We start from the raw sequence: 24,178 nt of genomic DNA, 5'->3' as shown, positions 1-24,178 counted from the left end.
CAAGGAGAAGTAACAGATGCCGACATACAGTTATCAGTGTAAAAAATGCGGGCATGTGCAGGACCTGTTTCATGCCATCAGCGCCAATCCGCGGGTGAAATGCGAGGCATGCGGGGGCGCCTGCAAACGCCTTCTGGGAACGGGCGCGGGGATTATTTTCAAGGGTTCTGGCTTTTACCAGACGGATTACAAGAAGGACGGGAAAAAGGCCGCATCTCCGGCGGAGGGAAAGGGCGAAACCAAGTCCGAAGCCAAGAGCGAGTCCAAGGCCGAAACGAAAACGGAAACAAAACCGGCCGCGAAAGCTTCGGGAGCCGCAAAGGAATGACCGCAAGGGCGTGCGCATGGCGCATGTCCAAGTATCGGAAGAGTCTGACGCAGGAGAAGGATTGATGAACACGGACGAAATCAGGCAGTTGAACGACAAACACATCATCAACACGTACGGCGCGCGCAAACTGGCGCTGGTGCGCGGAGAGGGTATGAAATTATGGGATGCGGACGGTCGCGAATACTTGGATTTTTTTGCCGGCATCGCGGTCACGAATTTGGGTCATTGCCACCCGGCCGTGACGGAAGCCATCTGCGCGCAGGCGCGTAAGCTTGTCCACGTTTCAAACCTATATTATATCGAGCCGCAGGTTGAACTGGCGGAATTGCTGTGCCGGCACTCGTTCGCGGATCGTTGGTTTTTCTGCAACGGCGGGGCGGAGGCCAACGAGGCGGCATTGAAAATCGCGCGGCGGTATTGGGCGGAAAAAGGCACGCCGAAACCCGTGCTGCTTTCGGCGCATCAATCCTTCCACGGGCGGACCCTCGCCACCATCACGGCGACGGGCCAGCCGAAGTATCAAAAGGGTTTCGAGCCGCTTGTGCCCGGCATTGTGCATATTCCGTTCAATGACGTTTCCGCGCTGGAGGCCGCGATTACACCGGAAGTGGGCGCTGTCATTCTTGAACCGATCCAGGGCGAGGGTGGTGTATGTGTGCCGTCGCCGGATTATCTCGCGAAAGTTCGCGCGGTATGTTCGGCCAAGAACGTGTTACTGATTTTCGACGAAGTCCAAACGGGTCTTGGGCGCACGGGGAAACTTTTTGCGCACGAACATTATAGCGTTACGCCGGACATCATGACGCTTGCGAAGGGTCTTGGCAACGGGGTTCCCATCGGCGCGATGGGCTGCACGGAGGAAGTGGCATCGGGGTTCGCTCCGGGATCCCATGCCTGCACGTTTGGCGGCAATCCGCTGAGCACGGCGGCGGCGGTGGCCACGATCAAGGCGTTGACCGCGCCCGGATTCATCGAAGGCGCAAAGCAGACGGGGGATTATTTCTTTGGGAAACTCAACGCACTGGCCGTCCGGTATCCCCAAATCGTGGACGTGCGCGGGAAAGGTCTCATGATCGGCGTCGAAATGCGCGATCCCGTGGCGCCGGTCATCGAAAAACTGATCGATGCGGGCATCGTGTGCGGTCCCGCGGGACCGAACGTGCTCCGGTTCATCCCCCCGCTTATCGTGACGGCCGCGGAAATTGACAAGGTCGTGACCATTCTCGACGGCATTCTGGGAGGTGCGTGATCATGCGGGATTTTCTTTCGCTGGCGGATTTGGACCGTGCGTCCATTTTGGGATTGATTGATCTTGCGGACGAGTTGAAACAGAGACAGCGCCGCCATGAACCCTACCGTCCGTTGGAAGGCAAGACGTTGGCCATGATCTTCGAGAAGCCGAGCCTTCGCACGCGGGTCACGTTTGAGATCGGCATCTTTCAACTGGGAGGCTACGGCCTTTTCTATCAGACACGGCTGGGCGAACGGGAAAGCGTGCCGGATGTGGCGCGGAATCTTGAACGATGGGTGGATGGCATCATGGCGCGAACGTACAGCCATCAGGTGCTTGTGGAACTTGCCGAGTATTCGTCCGTTCCGGTAATCAATGCGCTCAGCGACCGGGAGCATCCCTGCCAGATTCTGGCGGACGCCCAGGCATTGCGCGAGCACAAGGGTAAATTTGACGGCCTCAAGGTGGCCTTCGTGGGCGATGGCAACAATGTTTTTGCGTCATGGGCGCACTTTGCCGCGCGGATTCCGATTCATCTGACGCTTACCTGTCCGGAAGGCTACGAGCCGGATCCGGAAATTCTGGCCTTTGCGCAGCGCGAAACCAATGGATCTGTCATGGTCACGCACGACTTGGCCGAAGGCGTCGGAAACGCCGATGCGGTGTATACCGACGTGTGGGCGAGCATGGGCCAAGAAGACGAGGCCGAGGCGCGCGCGGCCGTTTTCGCGCCGTACCAGGTCAATGCGAAGTGCATGGCGCTTGCGAAACCGGATGCGGTGTTCATGCATTGCCTACCGGCTCATCGCGGCTACGAGGTCACGGATGAGGTCATTGACAGCCGGCAATCCATTGTATTCGATGAGGCGGAAAACCGCCTGCATGCGCAGAAAGCCATTATGGTGTCGTTGATGAAATAGGCTGAAGGCAGAAGACGATAGGTGATAGAATTGGGTTGGCATGGTCGTCTGTTGTATCCATGGAGCCATCCCGTTCATCGGATAGTGGCGAAATTCCCAGAAAAAAGCGAGGATGCAAAGCATGGCAAGCGAGGTGAAGAAAATCGTGTTGGCGTATTCGGGGGGATTGGACACGTCGGTCATCCTGAAGTGGCTCCAAGAAACCTACAAGGCGGACGTGGTCGCCTATATCGCCGATGTCGGCCAAGGCGAAGAGACGGAACCCGCACGGCAGAAAGCCGTCGCCACGGGCGCTTGCGCCGTTTACGTTGACGATGCGCGCGAGGAATTCGCCCGCGATTTCGTCTTTCCCACCATTCGCGCCAACGCCATTTACGAGGGTACGTACATGCTCGGCACGAGCGTGGCCCGGCCGTTGATCGCCAAGGGACAGATCGAAATCTACCGCAAGGAAAAGGCCGATGCCGTTTCGCACGGCGCGACGGGCAAGGGAAACGATCAGGTCCGGTTTGAACTGACGTATTTTGCGCACGAACCGAACGTGCGCATCATCGCGCCCTGGCGGGATCCGAAGTGGGATCTTACCAGCCGGACGAAGATGATGGAGTATGCGCAGAAACACGGGATCGCCGTTCCGACGACGGTCAAGAAGCCGTATTCCTCGGATCGCAATCTGTTGCACATCTCGTTCGAGGGCGGCATTCTCGAGGATCCTTGGGCCGAGCCGCCCGAGGATATGTTTGTGTTGTCTGTGGATCCGCGCAAGGCGCCCGATATCCCCACCTATGTCGAGATTGATTTCGAGGAAGGCACGCCGGTCGCCGTTGACGGCTGCCGCCTTTCTCCCGCCGCGCTAATGGCGCGGGTCAACGAACTCGGCGGCGCCAACGGCGTGGGCCGGGTGGACATGGTCGAGAATCGTTTTGTCGGCATGAAATCGCGCGGTGTGTACGAAACGCCCGGCGGCGCCATTTTGCACAAGGCCCACCGCGCCGTCGAATCCATCACCATGGATCGCGAAGTCATGCTGGCGCGCGATCAACTGTCGCCCAAGATTGCCCAACTCATTTATAATGGCTTCTGGTATTCGCCGGAAATGTCGCTCATGATGAGTTTTGTTGACAAAACGCAGGAGAACGTGACCGGCACCGCGCGCGTGCGCCTTTACAAGGGTAATTGCGACGTGGTGGGCCGCCGCGCGCCGAAGTCGCTGTATGACGAGAAGATAACGACGTTCGAGGAAGACGAGGGCGTGTACCAGCAGGCGGACGCCGGCGCGTTTATACGGTTGAACGCGCTCCGTTTGCGGGTCAGAAAGAACGCAGGGCTTTTTTAAACGTCACAATCGGCCGGTTCCTTTTCCCGTTCGTTTAGAATTATCCAGCGAGGGTGATGGCTGTGCTCAGTCGCATTTTGCAGTCCCTTTTCGGCACGAGCAGCGACCGTGAAGTGAAGCGGATGATGCCGGTGCTTCAGGCGGTCCGCGATCGCGAATCCGTTTATGCGCGCATGACGAACGACGAGTTGCGCGCACAGACGACGAAATTCAAGGAACGTCTGTCGCAAGTCCGCGAAGAATATCGCCGCGCCCATCCCATCGGCACCATGGAGGCCGACGAATATCTCAAGGCGCTCATGAAACACTTGGCGCCGGAACTCGAGGCCATTTTGCCGGACGCCTTTGCGGTGGTTCGCGAGGCCGCGAAACGCGTGGTGGGATTGCGTCCGTTCGACGTGCAAGTGATTGGCGGGATCGTGCTTCACCGCAGCGGCATTGCGGAAATGGTCACGGGGGAAGGCAAGACGCTCGTGGCGACCATGCCGGTGTATTTGAACGCGTTGACGGGCGACGGGGTGCATATCGTGACGGTGAACGATTACCTTGCCCGCCGCGACAGTGAATGGATGGGTCCGATCTTCAAGTTTCTCGGCCTGACGGTGGGACTTATTCAGCACGACATGTCCACGGCGGAACGCCAGGTCGGATACCGGGCGGATGTCACCTATGGCACGAACAACGAGTTTGGATTCGACTATCTTCGCGACAACATGGCGTTGCGGCCTGAAATGCGCGTGCAACGCCTGCTCAATTACGCCATTGTGGACGAGGTGGACTCGATTCTGATTGACGAGGCGCGGACGCCGTTGATTATCTCGGGTCGCCCGGAAAAAAGCACGGACCTGTATTACAAGGTGGACGACGTTGTCCGCCAGCTTAGGCCCGGCAAGCATTTTGAATTGGAGGAAAAGGGCCACCACGTCCTGCTCAACGAAGAGGGCATGGAAATGGCCGAGCGGTTGCTGGGCGTCCAGGACTTGTACGTGGACGATGCGCTCGGCATTGTCCACATGATCGAGCAGTCCATCCGCGCCCACCATTTTTTCAAGCGCGACAAGGAATACATGATTCAGAACGGGGAAGTCCTGATCGTGGATGAGTTCACGGGCCGCGCGATGGAAGGCCGGCGCTGGTCGGACGGCCTGCATCAGGCCATCGAGGCGAAAGAGCGGGTGTCGGTTCAGTTCGAGTCGCAGACAGTCGCGACGATTACCTATCAGAATTATTTTCGGTTGTACAACAAACTGGCGGGCATGACGGGCACCGCGGCCACCGAAGCGGGCGAATTTCACCAAATCTACGGCCTCGAAGTCGTTCAGATACCGACGAATCTGCCGCTCATCCGGGAGGATATGACCGATCTCGTGTTTGCGACGGAAATGGGCAAGTTCCGGCATGTCGTAAACGAGATTTGCCAGATTCACAGCCGGGGCCGACCGGTGCTGGTGGGTACGGTGTCCATCGAAAAGTCGGAATTGCTGGCCGGGATGCTCGAAGAGCGCGGGGTAAAAGAATATCAAGTTCTGAACGCGAAATATCACGAGCGCGAGGCCTCGATTATCGCGAACGCCGGCAAACCGGGCGCTATTACCATCGCGACCAACATGGCGGGCCGCGGCACGGACATCAAACTAGCCGAAGGCGTGCGCGAACTGGGCGGACTCGCCATCGTGGGCACCGAACGGCATGAATCGCGCCGCATAGACAACCAGTTACGCGGGCGGTGCGGGCGGCAGGGCGATCCGGGAACGACGCGCTTTTATGTGAGCCTCGAGGACGAGGTTGCGCGGCTTTTCGGCGGCGACAAAGTCAAGAAGATGCTCGACTGGTTCGGCAGCAACGAGATGGACGACGAACCGCTCAACCAGCGGATGGTCACGCGCACGATCGAACGCGCGCAACGACAGGTCGAGGAGTATAACTTCGAGATCCGCAAACATCTGCTTGAATATGACATGGTCATGGACAAACAACGTCGCATCATCTACAAAATGCGGCGGGATGTGCTCGAAGACCGCGACGTGACGCAGCAGATTCACGACATGTTCGAAAACGTCATCGGGGACATTGTCGCCGAATACGCTCCGGAGGATGTGCAGCCCGACGAATGGGACTTGGAAGGACTGGCCACGGCATTCCGAAAATTTTTCGGATTTGAGCCGGATATCACGGGCGGCAATGCCGAGGACCCCGCGCCGTTGGCCGAAAGCCTGCTCAAACAGGCCATTGACGAGTACCTCCGGCGCGAGGATCTCATCGCGGAGGAAATCCGGCACGCATTCCACGAGCAGATTGGCGGCGACGACTCGTATGTGGATTTCAAGAAATTGGCGCGCAAGCGTGTCCACGATCTTGAAATGATGGCGTTGTTGCGGGCGGTGGACGACAAGTGGATCGATCACTTGTATTCGATGGACTATCTGCGTGAATCCGTCCGGCTGCGGGCCTACGGGCAAAAGGATCCGTTGATCGAATACAAGACGGAGGGGTACGAGATTTTCCAGGCCATGATGAAATCCATTGAGGAGAATGTCACACAAACCCTGTTCCGTCTGACTGATCCGGAGGTTCGTCGGACGCGTCAGATACAGGCGCGGCGGGGCATGTTGACGGCGAAGAGCGATCCGTTTGCGCAATTGTCGCAATACAGTTACGTTGCGGCGGACAAGGAACAGGACCGCAGTTTCGCGTCGTACGATACAAGCCGTTTCGCGCTGGCCGGCCAGCCGTCGGAGGCGCAGGGCGCCGCGCCGGGCGAATCCGCTCCGAAACCCAAGCCGCGTCCGATCCGGGTTGGCCCGAAAATCAATCCGAACGACAAATGCCCTTGCGGCAGCGGAAAGAAGTATAAAAAGTGTTGCGGCGCCCAAAGCGACAATTGATTTCCGCGGCTATCGTGACGTTTTGGTGCGTCATGATGGCCGCGTTGTTTTACCGGGAAGGCTCCCTGCCGTTCCTTGGTTCGAAGCCCGCATCCCTGCCGACTCGCGTGCTACGCCCCAGTTCAACGTGGATGGGAGTGTATTCGGGCGAGACGCGCGTGGGGTTCGTCAATATCAACACGACGCCCGACACGCGCGACGGCCATATCGGCGTCGCCTTTTCGAGCACGGCGCGTTTGCATCTCAATCTTCTGGCGACGCCGCTCGACCTTTTCATTTCAGGCGTGGCGTGGATTCCGCAGGATGGCGGCAAGGCGGAGTTCGATTTCAAAGTTCGTTCGGGCGAGCACACCATGCGTGTTTCCGCGACAGTTGCCAATGGCCTGCTCGACGCACAAATACTTACCGGGGGGGAGGCGATCCCGTTCCAGTTTCCCGTGGGCAAGGATCTGTTGTTGTCGGGCGTCATGGGGACGACCACGTTGAACGTGCCGTTGCTGCGCGTGGGGGAGGAGGTCGTGATAGACGCCTTTGATCCGATGACGTTTTCGGTGGGCAAGGCGCGGGTGAAATGCGTCGGCGAGGAAACGATCAAAGCCGCGGGCGCGTCCGTGCGGACCAAAATCGTCGAAACGTCCACGAACGGCCTGACATCCAAGGCGTGGATTGACGACAACGAGGAGATTGTTCGTGCGGAAACGCCTTTGGGCTTCACGTTGCGGCGCATCTCGCCGCAGGAAGCGCTGGCGCCGGCCGGTGAAACGCCGCCCTCGGATTTGCTTCGAACGGTGGCGGTTCGTCCCGAGGGAATGAAACCATTCCGTGGCGCGAAACGGATGACCGTGCGGGTGTCGGGCGTGCCGGAGACGAATTATCCGCCCGTGGACGACGTGCAAACGGCCAATGGCGCGGAATACACGATTGCAAGCCCACCGGAGCCGCTGGACATGCCTTCGGGCGGCCCATTGGACGAGACATTGAAAGCGAGTCTGGCGGGCGATGCGTTCATCCAATCGGAACATCCACGGGTGAAGGGACTGGCCGGAAAAATTGTCGGGGATGAAAAAGATCCCTGGCGGCAGGCGAAACGCATCTACGACTGGGTCCACGAGAACATTCGCAAGACGGTGGTGTTGAGCGTGCCGTCCGCGCTCGAAACGCTGGAAACGCGCGAGGGCGACTGCAACGAGCACGCCGTGCTGTTTGCGGCATTGGCCCGCGCGTCGGGGATTCCGACGCGCGTGGCGATCGGGCTGGCGTGGAGTGACGAACTGGACGGTTTTTATTACCATGCATGGCCGGAAGTCCACGCGGGGCGCTGGATTCCGATGGATCCGACGCTGGGCCAGCCCATAGCCGATGCGACGCACGTCAAATTGTTGAACGGCAATATTGAAACGTGGCCGCAACTTCTGCCGTATATCGGCCAGTTGCGCATGGACATTGTGAGCATCGAATAGGACGCGCCCATGATCTTGACGGAAAACCTGACCAAACGATTCGGCGGCAAGGCGGCGGTGGATTGCCTGAACCTACGGATTCCACCCGGCGAATTCTTCTGCTTTCTGGGGCCCAACGGTGCGGGGAAAACGACGACGATCAAAATGCTGACGGGACTGTTGCATCCCTCGGAAGGACGGGCCGTTATCGGGGGGTACGACATCCAGCAGGACCCCGTGGAGGCGAAGCGCGTGATTGGGTACGTGCCCGACAGCCCGTTCCTGTACGAAAAATTGACGGGGCGCGAATTCATGCGATTTGTCGCGGGGCTGTACCGTTTGCCCGATTCGCATGTGATGAAACAGGGCGAACACCTGCTCGAACTTTTCGGCATCCGGCACGTCGGCGATGAACTGATCGAAGATTACAGTCACGGCATGCGGCAGAAACTTTCCTTCGCATCATGCTTCCTGCACGAGCCGAAAGTCGTCGTCGTGGACGAGCCGTGGGTGGGGCTCGATCCGAAGAATATACGCTTCGTCAAGGATTATTTGCGCGAGAAGACACGGGAAGGCGTCACGGTGTTTATGTCCACGCACACGCTGAGCATCGCCGAAGAGGTGGCCGATCGCATCGGCATCATCCACAATGGCCGCCTGCTGCACCTGGGATCGGTCCCCGAAATCATGGCGATGGCGCAGCGTCCCGGATCGCTCGAGGACGTTTTCCTCGAATTGACACAGGGGGATGAAACATGACCCCGGTCCGCTCGATTGCGTGGGCCAAGCGCCGCATCGCGGTGCATTCGATCGCGTCGGTTCGCAAGGAGTCCAAGCTCAAAGTCGGCGTAATCACTTTCTGCGCGGTCGGGTTCTGGATCGGTTTTTTCTTCCTGTTCAAGGAAGGCTTTCAATGGCTGCTCGATTTCGGATCGAGCGTCGGCGGGGCGGGCCGCGGGATCGGAAACATCATCCTCGTGCGGATGCTTGGCGTGCTGATGCTGGCCGTTTTCGTCATGCTGACGTTCTCGAACATTCTGGTGGCCTTTTCGACCCTCTACCGTTCGCGCGAGGTCAACTATCTCCTGCAGGCGCCGATTACGTTTCGCGCGTTCTTCATCTCGCGGTTTTTCGAATGCGTCTTGTTCAGTTCATGGGCGCTGGCCTACCTCGGATCGCCGCTGATGCTCGCCTACGGCTACACGACGCACGCATCGCCGTTGTTTTACGCCGCCTCGCTGCTCTTTTTCATTCCGTACATCGCGCTGCCGGCCGGTATCGGATCGTTGATCACGCTGGCGCTCGCGCGCATTTTCCCGCGCCTGCACTTGCGCACGATGATCCTGCTGGCCATTCTCGCGGTGTCGCTCTTGTTTCTTTACTGGAAAAACTGGCTCAGCGCGCAGCGCCTTTCGGAAGACACGATCCTGCCGGCGCTGCTCGACATGACCGCGCAGACGCAGTCGCCCTATCTGCCGAGTTACTGGGCCACGCGCGGGATTCTGGCGGGCGCGTCGGGAAATTACGGCGAATTCGCGTTCAATTTCCTGCTGCTCACGTCCAATGCCCTCCTGATCGTCTGGATTGCCGCAGAAACGGCCCAACGCATCTTTTACCTTGGCTGGTCGTCGCTTGAGGGCCGCGAACGCAGCCGCATGCGCCTGTTCAGCCAGCATCTGCTCGGTTTCGCGGACACGGCGCTGCGCGGTGTCCCGAATCCGTTTCGCGTACTCATCGTCAAGGATATAAAACTCTTCTGGCGCGACCCGGTGCAATGGTCGCAGTTCGTCATTTTCTTTGGAATCATGGCCGTTTACATCGCCAACCTGCGCAACGCTTCGTCCCATTATCAGCAAGAGTTCTGGCGCAGTTGGATCGCGTGCCTGAACATCGCCGCGTGTACGCTTATTCTTGCCACGCTTACAAGCCGCTTCGTGTTTCCGCTCGTGAGTCTCGAAGGCCGCCGGTTCTGGGTGCTGGGGCTGGCCCCGCTGTCGTTCCGGCAACTGGTCTGGCAGAAGTTCTGGCTCAGCGTAACCACCACGTCGCTTTTCACGGTAGGGCTTGCCATTTTATCGGGTTTCATGCTGCGCCTTGAACCGATTTATTTCGCCTTGTCCGTATACAGCGTGATCATCACGAATTTCGGATTATCCGGCCTTGCAGTGGGCCTCGGCACGTTGTACCCGAATTTTCAGGAGGACAATCCGGCGCGGATCGTGTCGGGCATGGGCGGAACGCTCAATTTCCTGTTGAGCGTCGTCTACATCACGCTAGTCGTCGGAGCGCAGACCGTCATCCTGCAATCGCGCGTCCTCGGCCTTTATACGAACGATTGGATGTTCTACACGGCGTTGGTCCTCGTGTTGGTTTTTATCACCGGGATTAGCGTCATCAGCACCTTGGTCCCGATGCTCCTTGGCATGCGCAACCTCAACCACGCGGAGTTCTGACATGCACAAATTGACCGTTCGCACCACCGCGCATAGCGTGTTCGTGGACATTACGCGCGAGATCCAGCGCATCGTCTCCGAATCCAGCGTGCGCAGCGGCGTCTGTCACATCTTCGTACCGCACACGACCGCCGGCATAACCATCAACGAGAATGCCGACCCCGACGTGACGCGCGACATTCTGCAAACGCTGGAACGCATCGTGCCCTGGAGAGGCCCCTACGCGCACGACGAAGGCAATTCCGCCGCCCACGTCAAGGCCGGCATGATGGGATTCAGCCAGACTGTCCTGATCGAAAATGGCGCACTGGCGCTGGGAACTTGGCAAGCGATCTATTTCTGTGAATTCGACGGTCCCCGCAACCGCGAGGTCTGGGTGCAAATTGGCACTACACAGTAAATGCGGGTATTATCCAAACATTCACGATTCTAAGTGGACCGCCTTCGTGGGCACTTGACTTGTGTTCGAGCCAAGCACGGGCCGTGTCGATGAGGAGTATGTACCATGAATTCGCTTACAGTAGCTTTGCTCAAACGCGAAGCGCAGGCGTTCGCACAGTTGGAGTCTCAATGCCGCGAGCCCAGCCTCTTTGGCGTGACCGATGGGAAAGCCGTCGGTACATACCTGGAGCACAAGTTTCAGACAATCCTACAAGAGAAATATGGATATGTACGAGGCTCCTCGGCTAAAGGGATTGACTTTCCCGAATTCGGCGTGGACATCAAGGTAACGAGCGTTCGCCAGCCTCAGTCGTCGTGTCCATTCAAGTCCGCAAGGCAGAAGGTGTATGGATTGGGCTATTCGTTGTTGGTTTTCGTATACGACAAGACGGACAACCTCAAGACGCGAACCGCAACGCTCGACATCAAGCACGTTATTTTCGTTGAGGCTTCCCGGACAGCCGATTACCAAACGACGTCCGGTCTGTTGAAAATTCTGGACAATGCCGGCAATCTCGACGACGTTATTGCATTCATTACGGAACGGTTCCTGCCGGTCGACGAGATTCAGGCCAATGAATTGGCGTCCGAGATTCTGAGAAGTCGTCCGGAAGTGGGATGTCTCACTATATCGAATGCGCTCCAGTGGCGGCTTCAATACACGCGGGCAATCGAGCAGGCGGGAACCGTAGCGGGCGTCGAGCGACTTGCATGAAGAACACACGAAATAGAGTGGAATTCGGCGATTTTCAGACGCCCGAGCCTCTGGCCAGCCAAGTCCTTGTTCTCTTGGCATCGGAGCACATACGTCCTAACGCCGTTGTCGAACCGACCTGTGGGCTAGGTTCATTCGTTCTAGCCTCTCAACGAGTCTTTCCCGCCGCGGCAGTATATGGATTCGATATCAATGATGGTTATGTGAGCGCTGTTCTGCAGAAGGCGCAAACACATCGTGGGACGTTGCATGTCGAAACACAGGATTTCTTCGCGATGGACTGGAAAGCATTTTTTCAGGGTATCGATGGGGAAATCCTGGTCGTCGGCAATCCTCCGTGGGTAACCAATGCCGCAATGGGTGTTCTGGGCGGCGGCAACTTGCCCGAAAAGAACAATTTTCAGAACCATGTGGGATTTGCTGCAAAAACGGGAAAGGCTAACTTCGATATATCCGAATGGATGCTAATTAAGATCCTCGAATCGCTTGGGGCGCGGCGCGCATGCCTTGCGATGCTGTGCAAGACGAGTACTGCGAGGAAAGTGCTGAAACACGCCTGGTTGCATGGGTTTCCTGTATGCAATGCGTCGCTTCATGTCATAGATGCGCAAGCGCATTTTGGCGTTTCCGTGGACGCTTGCCTGCTGATCGTTCATACGGGATGCGCGGAATTCCCTCCAGTCGCGAGAACATACACGGACTTGTCCTTTGCGTCCAAATCCAAGACTATCGGCCTCCATGGGAAAGAGCTGGTTGCCGATCTCGATCTCTTCAGCCAGTTCAAGGACATGGAGGGAACTTCTTACTATACATGGCGGTCCGGCGTTAAGCATGACGCGGCACGCGTGATGGAGTTTTATCGCGATGGCGAAGTCTTGAAAAACGGAGCGGGCGAAATTGTGGACATCGAGAATCCGTACCTTTACCCGCTTCTGAAATCGTCGGACTTGGCAAACGGCGTGCTAAAACCCTCGCGATACGTATTGCTGACTCAACGCCATCCTGGCGACGATACGGGTGCCATAGAGAGTCTAGCCCCAAAGACATGGGCCTACCTCACGAGCCATGGCGACTTGCTCGATGCAAGGCGGAGCATCATTTACCAAAAACGCCCACGTTTCTCCATATTCGGAATAGGCGACTATGTATTTTCTCCGTGGAAGGTGGCCATTTCCGGCCTCTACAAGACGCTTCGATTCCGAGTGATTGGTACGCTGAACGGGCAGCCGATCATTGTCGACGATACCTGTTACTTCGTCCCGTGCCGTTCGGAGCATGAGGCACAGTTCGTTTCTTACCTACTCAACTCGGACCTCTGCCAACAGTTCCTTCAGTCGCTCGTATTTCCCGATGCAAAGCGTCCGGTGACAGTGGATATTCTGAGCAGAATCGATCTTCGACGACTGGCGGAACGTCTTGGCGTCGAATCCGAGGCAAAGGAAGTGCTGGCGGATGCCGCGTATTACGAAAACCGGCAATCTCTCCTGGTGTGCGAGTCTTCAGGTGAATATCGGATAGCGAAGGCAAAGAGTCCCATCTCGTCGCGACGGGGTCGCCGGTCGTCTTGAGACCATCTGGCAACGCTCGCGTTGAATGAATCGAAAACAATGTCGTCCGGCAAATGCCACTGAAGATGCGCATGGTTGGGGGAAAAGTGTATTCTGTCGGCATTCCACGGTAAGGAGAGGCAGGTTCATGAGCAAGATCAGGGTGCGGTTCGCCCCGTCGCCGACGGGTTTTTTCCATATTGGCAATGCGAAGACGGCATTGTACAACTGGCTGTTCGCGCGGAGTTGCGGCGGCACGTTCATTCTGCGGCTCGAGGACACGGATGTCGAGCGCAGCAAGGAAGAGTATGCCGAGGTCTTGGCGGACTGCCTGCAATGGCTTGGCCTCGATTGGGACGAAGGTCCCGCGTTCAGGAACGTTCCGGCCAAGGGCGCGTTCGGTCCCTACCGACAGTCGGAGCGCACGGAACTCTACCGGAACGAGGCAAACCGTCTGCTAACCGAAGGCAAGGCGTACAAGTGTTTCTGTTCGAAGGAAGAACTCGATGCGGAACGCGAACGGGCCGCCGCCGAGAAGCGTCCGCCGCGATACAACCAGAAGTGCCGCAACCTGACGCCGGAGGAAATCGCCGCCAAGGGCGATGCGCCCTACGCGGTCCGATTCAAGGTCATGGAAGGCGTTACGGAGATTGACGATATCGTCCAGGGCATCGTGCGGACCGACAACAAGGAGGTGGACGACTTCATTATCGTGAAGCCGAACGGCGATCCGATCTTTCACCTCGCGGTCGTGGTTGACGACGGCCTGATGAAAGTCACGCACGTCATTCGGGGCGACGATCACATGACGAACGCCGTGCGGCATGTCATGCTGTTCAAGGCGTTGGGTTACGAATTGCCGATCTTCTGCCACCACCCGCTCGTTCACGACGAGAAGGGCCAGAAGTACAGCAAGCGTCTTCCGGGCGCGAACGTTCTCGATTGGCGGCGCGACGGCTATCTGCCCGAAGCGTTGATCAACTACCTTGCGCTGCTCGGCTGGACGCCCGCGGACGGCAGTGAAATCCTGACGCTCCACCAACTTGCTCGCCAGTTCACGCTTGAACGCCTCAGCCCGTCGCCGTCGCGCTTCGATATCAAGAAGGCGCAATGGCTGAACGGACAACACATGCGCATGCTGTCCGTCGAGGCTTTGCGCGACCGCGTGTTGCCGATATTGAACGCGGCAGGATTCGACACTTCGTCAAAGTCCGCCGAATGGCTGACGCGGATGACGGCGATTTGCCAGGAAAAGATCAAGGTGCTGAACGACATTGTTCCGTACACGGACTTTTTTTTCGCGGAACCGGCGGCGTATGAAGAAAAAGCCGTGCGAAAATTGTGGCAGGCCAATGGCGCGGCGGACACGATGCGAACCATCCGCGACACGATGGCCGAACTGGATGTGTTGACCGCCGATTCCCTCAAGCAGCGTTACGAGGCGCTGGCGGAGTCCTCCGGCCAAGGTGTGGGGCACTACATTCACCCGACGCGGCTCGCACTGACCGGCAAGAGTGTCGGACCGGGCCTCTACGAACTGGCCGAGTTGCTGGGCAAGGAAATGTGTCTCGCGCGCATCGATCGCGCGATACAATACATTGAGGAATTGAACCGCTGACTGTTGCGCGGGTCCTGATCGCAATCGCAATGGCCAGGATTGAGTTTTTTCGCCCATGGGGTGTTCGATCGCAATGTGTCGTAAATCCTTGGCATCCCTCCGTGCAATGAAAATGAATTCTGGGGACCGGGCCGTAGGATGACGGAAGGGGCCCCGTTACACGCCATCGGATGCAAAGGTCATTTGGAAAGGTTCCAATCTCGGTGCTAAGATGAATCGAGCGTGGAACGAAGCGAGGTTGCGTTATGAAAGGCGTTCTCAAACGATTCGTGGTTGTTTCGGCGTGTGTGTTGTTGGGTGTGGCGGGGTTCGGCTGGTGGTATGCGCATCCGGGGCGCGGTCCGCGCGAGCGCGTCAATCCCGCCGCGAAGGCGTATGTTGAAACCATCGAGGGGACGACGGTCCTGCATGTGAAAGGTTCGCCGTATGAAATGGGTTACCAGCACGGGGCCTTGTTGAAGGACTCGATTCACAAGGGGCTGGCCGCGTTCAACAATCTCCTGAAGATGGGCAGCAAGGAAACCGGCGTGCCGGTATTCGTATTGAATTTCGCGCTGGATTGCGTGTACCGCGGCTGCGCGCCGTATATTCCGGACCGGTACAAGCGCGAGATGGAAGGCGTCGCGGACGGTTCGGGCATATCGTTGCGCGCACTACGACGTCTGCACGTCATTTCGGAGGTGACGGAGCGTAATTGCAGCGCATTCGCCGTGTTCAAGTCGGCGACGGCCGACGGCAAACTTTATCACGGCCGGAATTTTGACTGGAACATGGATGCCGGCTTGCAGGACAACCCCATTCTGATTTTATACGAGCCGGACGGTTATGTGCCGTTCGCGTCGGCGGGGTACGCGGGACTGGTCGGTGTGCTTTCAGGCATGAGCATGGAAGGCATCTGCATCAGCCAGATTGGCGCCGTCACGCGGGACGGCCGTTCATTCGGCGTGCCGCTCATGTTCCTCCTGCGGCGGTTTCTCGAAGAGTCCCGCTGTGTCGAGGATGCGACCCGCATCGTCAAGCATGCCCGCCGCACGGTCGGATACAACTATGTCGTGTCCGACGGCGACCGGCGCGAGGCGCGCGCCTATGAAACCTCGGCGCATCATTGCGCGGTGTTCACGGCCGGCGACCCGCGCGAGACCGTCGAGTATGCCATACCGATCCGGGATGCGGTGTTCCGCGCGGACGAGGCGATGGATCAGACTGTCCGGCGTTTCCAGACCTGTGCGGGCGGCTATCCGAACATGCCCTACGGCAGCGATTCCTACGACCATCGCTACAAGGGCATGGCCACGGACATCAAGGCATCATTTGGAAAGATTGACGCGAATGTTGCGCTTGAGATTCTCAAAAAAGCGGCCATGCGAAACGTCAATCTCCACAGCGTATTGTGCAACGTGACGGATCGCGAGATGTGGGTCGCCCACGCGAAAGGCGCGGAGGATGCGTGGAAACAGCCGTATGTTCATTACGATTTGCGGCAATTATTCCTACCGCCGGCGCAAAGAGGGAAATAGGCTGAAGGATGAAGGATGAAATGGGTGCAAAGACCACGGAGCACGAACCCCATTCCTCAACCCCGCTAGCCTGAAAATCGAAAGGATAGCCGCATGAACATGCCGGGATTTTTTGACAACCCGCACATTATCCATGCGCTGGCGGCGCATCTGCCCGTCGCCATGGCGCTGCTGGGCGTCCTTTTGGCGCTGATGTGCGCCGTGACACAGATGAAGAACGTGCCGCTGCGCCGGCTCGCCATCGGCTGGTACGCGTTCATGGCGGCCATCTCCCTCTTGACCATCTTGACGGGAGAACGCACGCTCGGCCAAATTCCGGGATCCGTCGCGAAGGAAGTGCGCGATGCCATCGCCATGCACCAAATGTTCGCCGAAAATGTTTGGATAGTCGCCCTGTTTACGACGCTTATCGCCATATTCTGCGGCGCGAAAAGAGACAACGTTCGGAATACATTCACGGTCTTGATGGTCATGGCCAGTTTGGCCGCCATGGCATGGACGTCCGCCGCCGCATGGTACGGCACGGCGCTCGTTTATCGCGATGGCGTCGGAACGCCCAAGCCGGCAACCGTTGCCGTGGAAGCGTCCGGCGCACCGGCCGCACCGGAATTGATGCCCGATTTGCCTATGCCGTCGGAACGGTCCGCCATGCCGGAAACCGCGCCCGGGGAAAAGATGCACGCACCGCCCATACCACCGCCGCCGCCCTTGTCCGCCACGCACGAGCCCTATTTGGGTCGCTTGACGAAAGTGTGGGATGGCGTGTTCAATTTCCTCTGGCCCACGCATTGAACGGCCGCGTTCGACGTTTTCGGGGAGTGTGCGATGAAGATTGACATGAGCCTTTCGGTGCGAACGATCAGGGAGCCGTTGTCCCGATTCTTCGCGATGGCGGGACCGAAAATCGCCCGGTTGCACTCGACATGGGATCCAGCGAAAGGCGCGCCCGTATTCACAGTGCGCGGGCGGTACACGACGCGCGGCTGGACGGAATGGACGCAAGGATTCGTCGGCGGGCTTCCCATCCTGCAATTCGACGCGACAGGTGACGAACGATTCTGGCGGATCGGCCGCGAGTACACATTCCATCACATGGCCTCGCATGTGAGCCATACCGGAGTACATGATCACGGCTTCAACAACGTTTCGACGTATGGCAATCTACGGCGGCTTGCGCTCGAAGGCCGCGTTTCGGAATCGGCGGACGCGATTGCGTTTTATGAATTGGCGTTGAAAGTCAGCGGGGCCGTACAGGCCTCGCGCTGGTCGCGACTGGCCGACGGAACGGGATTCATCCACTCGTTCAACGGGCCGCACTCGCTCTTCAGCGACACGATCCGCTCGTGCCGATCGCTGATCGTCGCGCACCAACTCGGCCATTGCCTCATGGGCGAACACGATGCGCGAATATCGCTGCTCGACCGCGCGATCCAACACATCCGCAACACGTCGCGTTACAACGTCTATTTCGGCGAAGGCCGCGATGCCTACGACGTCCGGGGCCGCGTCGCCCACGAGAGCATCTTCAACATGACCGACGGCCGGTACCGCTGCCCGAGCACGCAACAGGGCTATTCGCCGTTCAGCACATGGACGCGCGGCCTCGCGTGGATCATCCTCGGTTACGCCGAGGAACTCGAAGCCTTCGCCACGCTGGACGATTCCGAGTTCGAACCGTTCGGCGGACGAAAAGACATCGAGTCGCTCATGCTTGAAACGGCGGCGGCCACCGCCGACTTCTATATCGCCAACACGCCCTCGGACGGCATCCCCTATTGGGATACCGGCGCGCCCGGTCTGGCGAACATGCCGCGTCATCTTGAGAAACCGGCCCAGATTGACAATCCATGCGAGCCGGTGGACAGTTCCGCCGCCGCCATCGCCGCGCAAGGCCTGTTGAGATTGGGCCGGTATTTGGAAGAGAAATACGGGGGCACTTCTTTTCGCGGGAAACGAAGTTCCCCGGTGCCCCCTCAAGAAAAGCGGGGCAGAAAGTACTGGCAAGCAGGATTGACCGTTGCGAAGACGCTGTTTGCGCTGCCGTACCTGTCCGAGAACCCGAAGCATCAAGGCCTGTTGCTGCATTCGGTGTATCATCGCCCGAACGGTTGGGATTACATCCCGCCCGGCAAGCATGTCCCGCAAGGCGAATCGTCCATGTGGGGCGATTACCACGCCATGGAGTTGGCGGTTTATCTGAAACGGGGGTTGGATGGAAAACCATTTCCCAACTTCTTTGGGCCTTCCACGCCTGACGCGAATCATCCGCGGGCGCAGGTTGGTTGAGGTAGGGATGATGGATGCACGTGACATCCGTTCGGAGCTAAAGCATGCCGCGAATGCAGGGATAGCGAGGGGACTTGCGCGCTTCTTTAAGACCGGCAAAGGCGAATACGGCGAGGGCGACCAGTTTCTCGGCGTGATCACTTCGGAACAGAGACGAATCGCGAAAGCCTACCTCGCGCACAAGACTCCTCCGTCGGTGGATCGAACGTTATCGGTGGTTCAGATGCTCTTTCGCGGCGGCTATCATGAAGAGCGCTCAACCGCGTTGATGATCCTCGTGCATCAATACCGGAGAAGCGACGCCGAAGACAAGCATCGTATCTTCAATTTCTACATCAAGAATCTCCGTTACGTCAACAATTGGGACCTCGTCGATTCAAGCGCGCCGCAAATTGTCGGCGATTATCTGCTGGACAAGGATCCGGCGATTCTGTTTGAATTGGCGAAGCGCGAAGATGTATGGGCACGCCGCGTCGCCGTGCTTGCCACGTTTGTATTTGTGAAGACTGGGCGCTTTGGCGAAACGCTGGCGCTGGCCGAGTTCCTGCTCATCGAGCGGAAGGATCGGCACGACCTGATGCACAAAGCCGTTGGATGGATGTTGCGCGAAATAGGTAAACGCGACGAGAGCGTCTTGATTGCGTTTCTGGATCGATTCGCGGCGCAGCTGCCGCGCACGGCATTGCGCTACGCGATCGAAAAACTCGACCAAAAGAAACGGCGTGAGTATCTGCGGTTGGGCCGCCAATCGAATGTCTCTTGGATGGCCAGATGAAGCCGCTTCTGTACGTTCTTTATCCGCGACAAAGAGGACAGGCATATGAAAACGCATTGCATCGGCATCATCATGAACGGCGTGACGGGGCGTATGGGGACGAATCAGCATTTGATTCGATCGATATTGGCCATCCGCGCGCAGGGCGGGTTGCGCATCGGCGACGGCGAGACGATTGTCCCGGAACCAATACTGGTTGGGCGCAACGAGGCGAAATTGAAAGTGCTGTCCAAGGCCCATGGCGACCTGCCGTATGCGACGGACCTCGCGCCGTTGCTAAAGGACGACCGGTATCCGCTGTATTTCGACGCGCAGACGACCGCGCTGCGATACGAGGCGGTCAAACAGGCCATCGCGGCGGGCAAGCATATCTACTGTGAAAAGCCGACCGCCCTGAATTCGGCGGACGCGATGGATCTTTACCGGCTCGCCTGCGACGCGGGCGTCCGCCATGGCGTCGTGCAGGACAAACTCTGGCTGCCCGGCATCATGAAACTGAAATACCTGATAGATACCGGCTTCTTCGGGCGCATCCTCGCCGTGCGCGGCGAATTCGGCTACTGGGTGTTTACGGGCGAGAAACAGACCGCGCAGCGTCCCTCGTGGAACTATCGAAAGGCGGAAGGCGGCGGGATCATCCTCGACATGCTCTGTCATTGGCGGTACGTGATCGACAACCTGTTCGGCAACGTGACCGGTGTGTCCTGTCTGGCCGCGAACCATATCCCCGAACGGTGGGACGAACGCGGCGCGCGCTACGACAGCGATGCCGAAGACGCCGCCTACGCGACCTTCACGACCGATCAAGGCATTGTGTGCCATTTCAACTCGTCGTGGTGTACCCGCGTCCGCCGCGACGATTTGTTGACGATTCAAGTGGACGGCGTGAAAGGGTCTGCCGTCGCCGGATTGCGCGCCTGCTGGGTCCAGAGCGATGCTGAAACGCCAAAGCCGGTCTGGAACCCCGATATCGAAAATCCGATCGACTTTCGCGCAGGCTGGATGCGCATGCCCGACAACCAAGTCCACGAAAACGCGTTCAAGGCGCAATGGGAACGTTTCCTGCGCCACCTTGTCCTTGGCGAGCCGTTCCCGTGGGATCTCAAGGCCGGCGCCAAAGGCGTCCAACTCGCCGAACTCGGCTATGAATCTTCGAAACGCCGGACTTGGCTCGACGTGCCGGACTTGGCTTAATCAAGAGGCGCCGGACGCTTGTTGCCGTCCGGACAACTCCACCGTGCAAGAAAAGGGGAGGGGGAGACAGATGGGATGAAGCAGGGGAAGTAAATGCCTTTTTTCTTTTGCCGATTCCAATAGATTGGGCGGGGTGTCCGGAAGGCTGGCGCTCAGCGATGGGGATAGGCCCAGCGTTCCATGCGTTGATCCTCGTTTTTCATGCGCCAGCGAAGCATACGTTGGGCGTAGTAGGCCACGGTTGCAGCGTAGCGGGGATTGTCGGCGAGGTTGTCGAATTCGCCGGGGTCGTGTTGGAGATCGAAGAGAAGCGGCGGAAAATCGGCGCGGCCGAACTGGATGTATTTGAAGGCCTCGTCGCGCAAGACCCAGAGCAGGCATTCGTCGGGATCGAAGTCCGGCAGGTCGCGGGCCAGGGTGCGGAAATCGAATTCGTAGTGGATTTCGGTTCGGGCCGGCGTGTCCGGCGCATGGCGCACATGGCCGAGGAAACTGTGTCCCTGAAACCGGTCCGGCATGGGAAGGCCGGCGTAGTCGAACAGGGTCGGCGCAATGTCTATTGACTCGACGAACGCGCCGACGCGCGTTCCCCGGGTGGCGTCCGCCTTTGGCGATGGATCGCGGACAATGCACGGAATGTGCATCGTGCCATCGTGAAAATGGCCCTTGTCGAGCAGGTAATGGTCGCCGAGATAATCGCCGTGATCCGACGTGAAAACGATCAGGGTGTTGTCCCAATAGCCGTTTTTCTTGAGCGAATCGAAGAGTTGTCCCAAGCAGACATCGAGTTCCGTGATCATTCCGAAATAGGCGGCCTGGTACTCGTGCAGTTCGCGTTCGTCCATCAGGGAAGGGGTTCGCCGGGCCATGCGCATGTAGGGGTGCGGGTCTACAAGTTCTTGGGGACGCCGCGTGGGCGGCGGCATGGGCGCGGACGCGTACATCGCGTGATACGGCGCGGCGCAAACGAGCGGTCCGTGCGGCTTGATGTAGTTCACGCTCAGAAACCATGGCGCGGGCGGGCGGGCGTCCAAATAGTCGGCCACGCGTGATGTATGAAAACGGCACTCGCTGTCCTCGGCGAGGTATTTTGCCGGAAACACGCAGGGAAGGTGTCCGCCCGTTCCTTCCGGCGGGACATTCGGTTCGTGGATGGCGTAATGGTTGCACCATGCTTCCGGGTACCCCTTGGCCCGGAGGTAGTCGAAGTATTCCCGCGAATCGTGTTCGTGGTCGAGAACGACCTCGAATCCGGGGAGGAAATTGTCGTAATCCAGCCGGGTCCGGCGCGGGTCGTCCGGCGCGCAGAGGGCCGGATCGAGCGCGTAGTCGTTGTAGCCGCTGATCGCCGCGTGATGGCCGCGCTCGCGGAAATACACGGCGATGTTGTCTTCCGCGCGTTCGAGCGGCGTCATGTTGTTGACCGACCGCGTCGAGCACATGTACCGGCCCGTGTACAGACACATCCGGCTGGGGCCGCACGGTGCGCTTTGCGCGAAACAATTCGTAAAAACCGCGCCGTCCCGCGCAAGCGCATCGAGGTTCGGGGTATGAACGACGGGATGTCCCGCCGCGCCGAAAGCGTCATGACGAAACTGATCGGCGATGATCAGCAGAATGTTTTTCGGTTTTTCAACCACGCTCACTTCGATGATTCTACCTGTTCCGGCAATTTTTCAACGCGCCGACATAGTATGAGGCAAATGGCCGGAAATGCAAGGCATCTACTCCTCCGAAAATGCGCTCCGACATTATCACGCCGTTCGTCATCGTAATTTAAGAGTACCGAGTTCTTGCATGTGTTCATTCTGAACGCGCACGGGAGATCCTTTGGGCGCGGAATGTAGGACAGACTGTCCAGTCTGTCTTTTCCGAAGCCACGCCATGTCTGCGGACGAACAGGCTGGACAGCCTGTTCCACTTATTCGGCCCTGTTTTTTCCATGTCGCTTTGCTGAAAAAAAGTTTGATTACGGCAAGATTGTGGTATATTTGGGACGAAGTGGTATGACAACTTGAGAAGAAGGGAATGTAATCAGGAAGTGGTCGCGATTGCCGCGAAACCCAACGGAGGCGCTCAAAATGAAGACGCGTGGATTTACCCTGATCGAGTTGTTGGTGGTCATCGCAATCATTGGCATTCTGGCGGCGATATTGTTGCCTGCGCTTGCACGGGCGCGCGAATCGGCGCGCCGCGCGAGTTGCGCCAATAATCTCAAGCAGATGGGCGTGGTGTTCAAGATGTATGCGAACGAGGCCCGCGCCCAGTTGTTTCCGCCGATCATCCGATGCCGGATTGACAAATCCCTTGCCAACGACTGCAAAACGTGCAACGCGGGGGTGAGTTTTGGCGAAGCCCTCTTCCCCGACACGGCTTCGCTGTATCCGGAGTATCTGACCGATTGGAACATTCTTTTGTGCCCCTCTTCGACCGATCACAACATCGTTGGGCCGGACAAGGAGTGGTTTTGTCCGCCTGGCGGTCCGGGCAGCGTTTTTTGCCCCTTGCTCACCTGGAATCTCAACTACGTTTATTACGGCTGGGCATTCAAACCGGAGCATTACCTCAATAATCCGCAGCAAGACCTGAACGATACGCGGGATATCATCACGTCCGGCGTGCTTCGGATGGCCTTTTTGCAACTATTGATTGCCGGCAATCCCCTGGCGAGTCCGGTACTGCCGCCAATCGTGGATGCGGTGGAAAAGGCTTGGGAAACCGGCAATTACGACATTTTCGACCGGGATATCCCCGTTACGGGAACGGAAACGGTGTACCGGCTACGGGAAGGCGTCGAGCGTTTCTATATCACCGACATCAACAACCCGGCGGCCACGACCCAAGCCCAAAGCGAATTGGCGATCATGCACGATGACGTGAATGGCAACACCATGCACTTCAACCACGTGCCCGGCGGCGGCAATGTTCTGTACCTCGATGGCCATGTCGCGTTTATTCGCTATCCGGGCGACTGGCCCATTTGCGCGACGTGGACATCGCTCACGGGTTCGATAAACACTCTGCTTTGATCGCCGTGATCGCGCATGGCGGACTCGCTCGCCCCCTTTCGCCGGTCGTCGAAAGCCGCCGCGTTTTTGCTAGGCCTGCTTGTCGTTCGGCGGGGTCGTGGGCTTGTCGCTGTCCTCTTGGGGTCGGACGCTGTTCTTGAATTCGTTGATGGCCGTGCCCAACTGCCTGCCCAAATCCGGCAACTTGCCGCCGCCGAAAATGATAAGCACGATGATCAACAGAATGATCAAGTGGGTTGCACTGAGACCGAACATGTATAAACCTCCATTCGCCGCGCTGGCGTTTCTGACGGCGTCCGCGCGGATGGGCCGCTGCATGGTCTGGCGCGCATTCGCCAGATAAACTCAACCAACGAAAATTCTAACCCAAACCCGTTCGATTGTCAAAGAAATTGCGCAAGACCGCAATCCCCGGCTAAGGAAGCGATTGGGGCGGGTCATGTCAAATTGAGTCGGCGAGG

20 protein-coding genes are annotated in these 24,178 nt (G+C 58.3%); 18 read left to right on the top strand and 2 right to left on the bottom strand.

The window, feature by feature from the left end:
• Positions 1-16: 16 nt before the first annotated feature.
• The 17 genes from P5540_04815 (at position 17) to P5540_04735 (ending at position 20,688) form a co-directional block, all read left to right on the top strand.
• Positions 17-328 carry a zinc ribbon domain-containing protein gene (locus P5540_04815; protein HRT64129.1) on the top strand — a complete coding sequence of 104 codons (312 nt, stop codon included), beginning with the start codon at positions 17-19 and terminating at the stop codon, positions 326-328.
• Between the two features lie 64 nt (positions 329-392).
• Positions 393-1,580, top strand: coding sequence for an acetylornithine transaminase (locus tag P5540_04810; protein ID HRT64128.1), 1,188 nt, complete (start codon positions 393-395; stop codon positions 1,578-1,580).
• Positions 1,581-1,582: 2 nt separating this feature from the next.
• A complete protein-coding gene (gene argF, locus P5540_04805; GenBank protein ID HRT64127.1) occupies positions 1,583-2,482 on the top strand; it encodes an ornithine carbamoyltransferase in 900 nt (299 codons plus the stop codon).
• 121 nt (positions 2,483-2,603) lie between these two features.
• Positions 2,604-3,818: an argininosuccinate synthase gene (locus tag P5540_04800; protein HRT64126.1), complete on the top strand. Its 1,215-nt coding sequence runs from the start codon at positions 2,604-2,606 to the stop codon at positions 3,816-3,818.
• Between the two features lie 62 nt (positions 3,819-3,880).
• Complete coding sequence (gene secA, locus P5540_04795; GenBank protein HRT64125.1) at positions 3,881-6,703, top strand: preprotein translocase subunit SecA; 2,823 nt, start codon at positions 3,881-3,883, stop codon at positions 6,701-6,703.
• A complete protein-coding gene (locus P5540_04790) occupies positions 6,676-8,163 on the top strand; it encodes a transglutaminase-like domain-containing protein (protein ID HRT64124.1) in 1,488 nt (495 codons plus the stop codon). The genes secA and P5540_04790 overlap by 28 nt, the downstream gene beginning before the upstream one ends.
• Positions 8,164-8,172: 9 nt before the next feature.
• Entirely contained in the window at positions 8,173-8,901 is a 729-nt protein-coding gene (locus P5540_04785; GenBank protein ID HRT64123.1) for an ABC transporter ATP-binding protein, read from the top strand.
• On the top strand, positions 8,898-10,595 hold the full coding sequence (locus P5540_04780) for a hypothetical protein (GenBank protein HRT64122.1): 1,698 nt from the start codon (positions 8,898-8,900) through the stop codon (positions 10,593-10,595). The genes P5540_04785 and P5540_04780 overlap by 4 nt, the downstream gene beginning before the upstream one ends.
• Position 10,596: 1 nt before the next feature.
• Positions 10,597-10,995, top strand: coding sequence for a secondary thiamine-phosphate synthase enzyme YjbQ (locus P5540_04775; GenBank protein ID HRT64121.1), 399 nt, complete (start codon positions 10,597-10,599; stop codon positions 10,993-10,995).
• A 105-nt stretch (positions 10,996-11,100) separates the two neighbouring features.
• Positions 11,101-11,751: a restriction endonuclease gene (locus P5540_04770; protein ID HRT64120.1), complete on the top strand. Its 651-nt coding sequence runs from the start codon at positions 11,101-11,103 to the stop codon at positions 11,749-11,751.
• Entirely contained in the window at positions 11,748-13,319 is a 1,572-nt protein-coding gene (locus tag P5540_04765) for an SAM-dependent methyltransferase (GenBank protein HRT64119.1), read from the top strand. The genes P5540_04770 and P5540_04765 overlap by 4 nt, the downstream gene beginning before the upstream one ends.
• A 127-nt stretch (positions 13,320-13,446) precedes the next feature.
• Positions 13,447-14,916: a glutamate--tRNA ligase gene (gene gltX / locus P5540_04760; GenBank protein HRT64118.1), complete on the top strand. Its 1,470-nt coding sequence runs from the start codon at positions 13,447-13,449 to the stop codon at positions 14,914-14,916.
• 245 nt (positions 14,917-15,161) lie between these two features.
• Entirely contained in the window at positions 15,162-16,433 is a 1,272-nt protein-coding gene (locus P5540_04755) for a C45 family autoproteolytic acyltransferase/hydrolase (protein ID HRT64117.1), read from the top strand.
• A 99-nt stretch (positions 16,434-16,532) separates the two neighbouring features.
• On the top strand, positions 16,533-17,225 hold the full coding sequence (locus tag P5540_04750; GenBank protein ID HRT64116.1) for a hypothetical protein: 693 nt from the start codon (positions 16,533-16,535) through the stop codon (positions 17,223-17,225).
• Positions 17,226-17,258: 33 nt separating this feature from the next.
• Positions 17,259-18,719, top strand: a complete 1,461-nt coding sequence (locus P5540_04745) for a glycosyl hydrolase (GenBank protein ID HRT64115.1) — start codon at positions 17,259-17,261, stop codon at positions 18,717-18,719.
• 7 nt (positions 18,720-18,726) lie between these two features.
• On the top strand, positions 18,727-19,494 hold the full coding sequence (locus P5540_04740; GenBank protein HRT64114.1) for a DNA alkylation repair protein: 768 nt from the start codon (positions 18,727-18,729) through the stop codon (positions 19,492-19,494).
• Between the two features lie 45 nt (positions 19,495-19,539).
• Positions 19,540-20,688 (top strand): Gfo/Idh/MocA family oxidoreductase, encoded by a 1,149-nt coding sequence (locus P5540_04735; GenBank protein HRT64113.1) that lies wholly within the window; start codon positions 19,540-19,542, stop codon positions 20,686-20,688.
• Positions 20,689-20,840: 152 nt separating this feature from the next.
• On the opposite strand, the gene P5540_04730 is transcribed toward P5540_04735, so the two are convergent.
• Entirely contained in the window at positions 20,841-22,334 is a 1,494-nt protein-coding gene (locus P5540_04730; GenBank protein HRT64112.1) for a sulfatase-like hydrolase/transferase, read from the bottom strand.
• Between the two features lie 435 nt (positions 22,335-22,769).
• On the opposite strand from P5540_04730, the gene P5540_04725 reads away from it, so the two are divergent.
• The gene (locus P5540_04725; protein HRT64111.1) at positions 22,770-23,717 is read left to right on the top strand and encodes a DUF1559 domain-containing protein; all 948 of its coding nucleotides are present in this window, start codon (positions 22,770-22,772) and stop codon (positions 23,715-23,717) included.
• A 69-nt stretch (positions 23,718-23,786) separates the two neighbouring features.
• Here P5540_04725 and tatA read toward each other — a convergent pair whose 3' ends face one another.
• A complete protein-coding gene (tatA, locus tag P5540_04720; protein ID HRT64110.1) occupies positions 23,787-23,972 on the bottom strand; it encodes a twin-arginine translocase TatA/TatE family subunit in 186 nt (61 codons plus the stop codon).
• Positions 23,973-24,178: the final 206 nt, after the last annotated feature.

The sequence above is a fragment of the Candidatus Hydrogenedentota bacterium genome (assembly GCA_035450225.1).
In the GTDB taxonomy this organism is placed as follows: Bacteria; Hydrogenedentota; Hydrogenedentia; order Hydrogenedentales; family SLHB01; genus DSVR01.
This window is presented reverse-complemented; position numbering and strand designations above follow the sequence as displayed.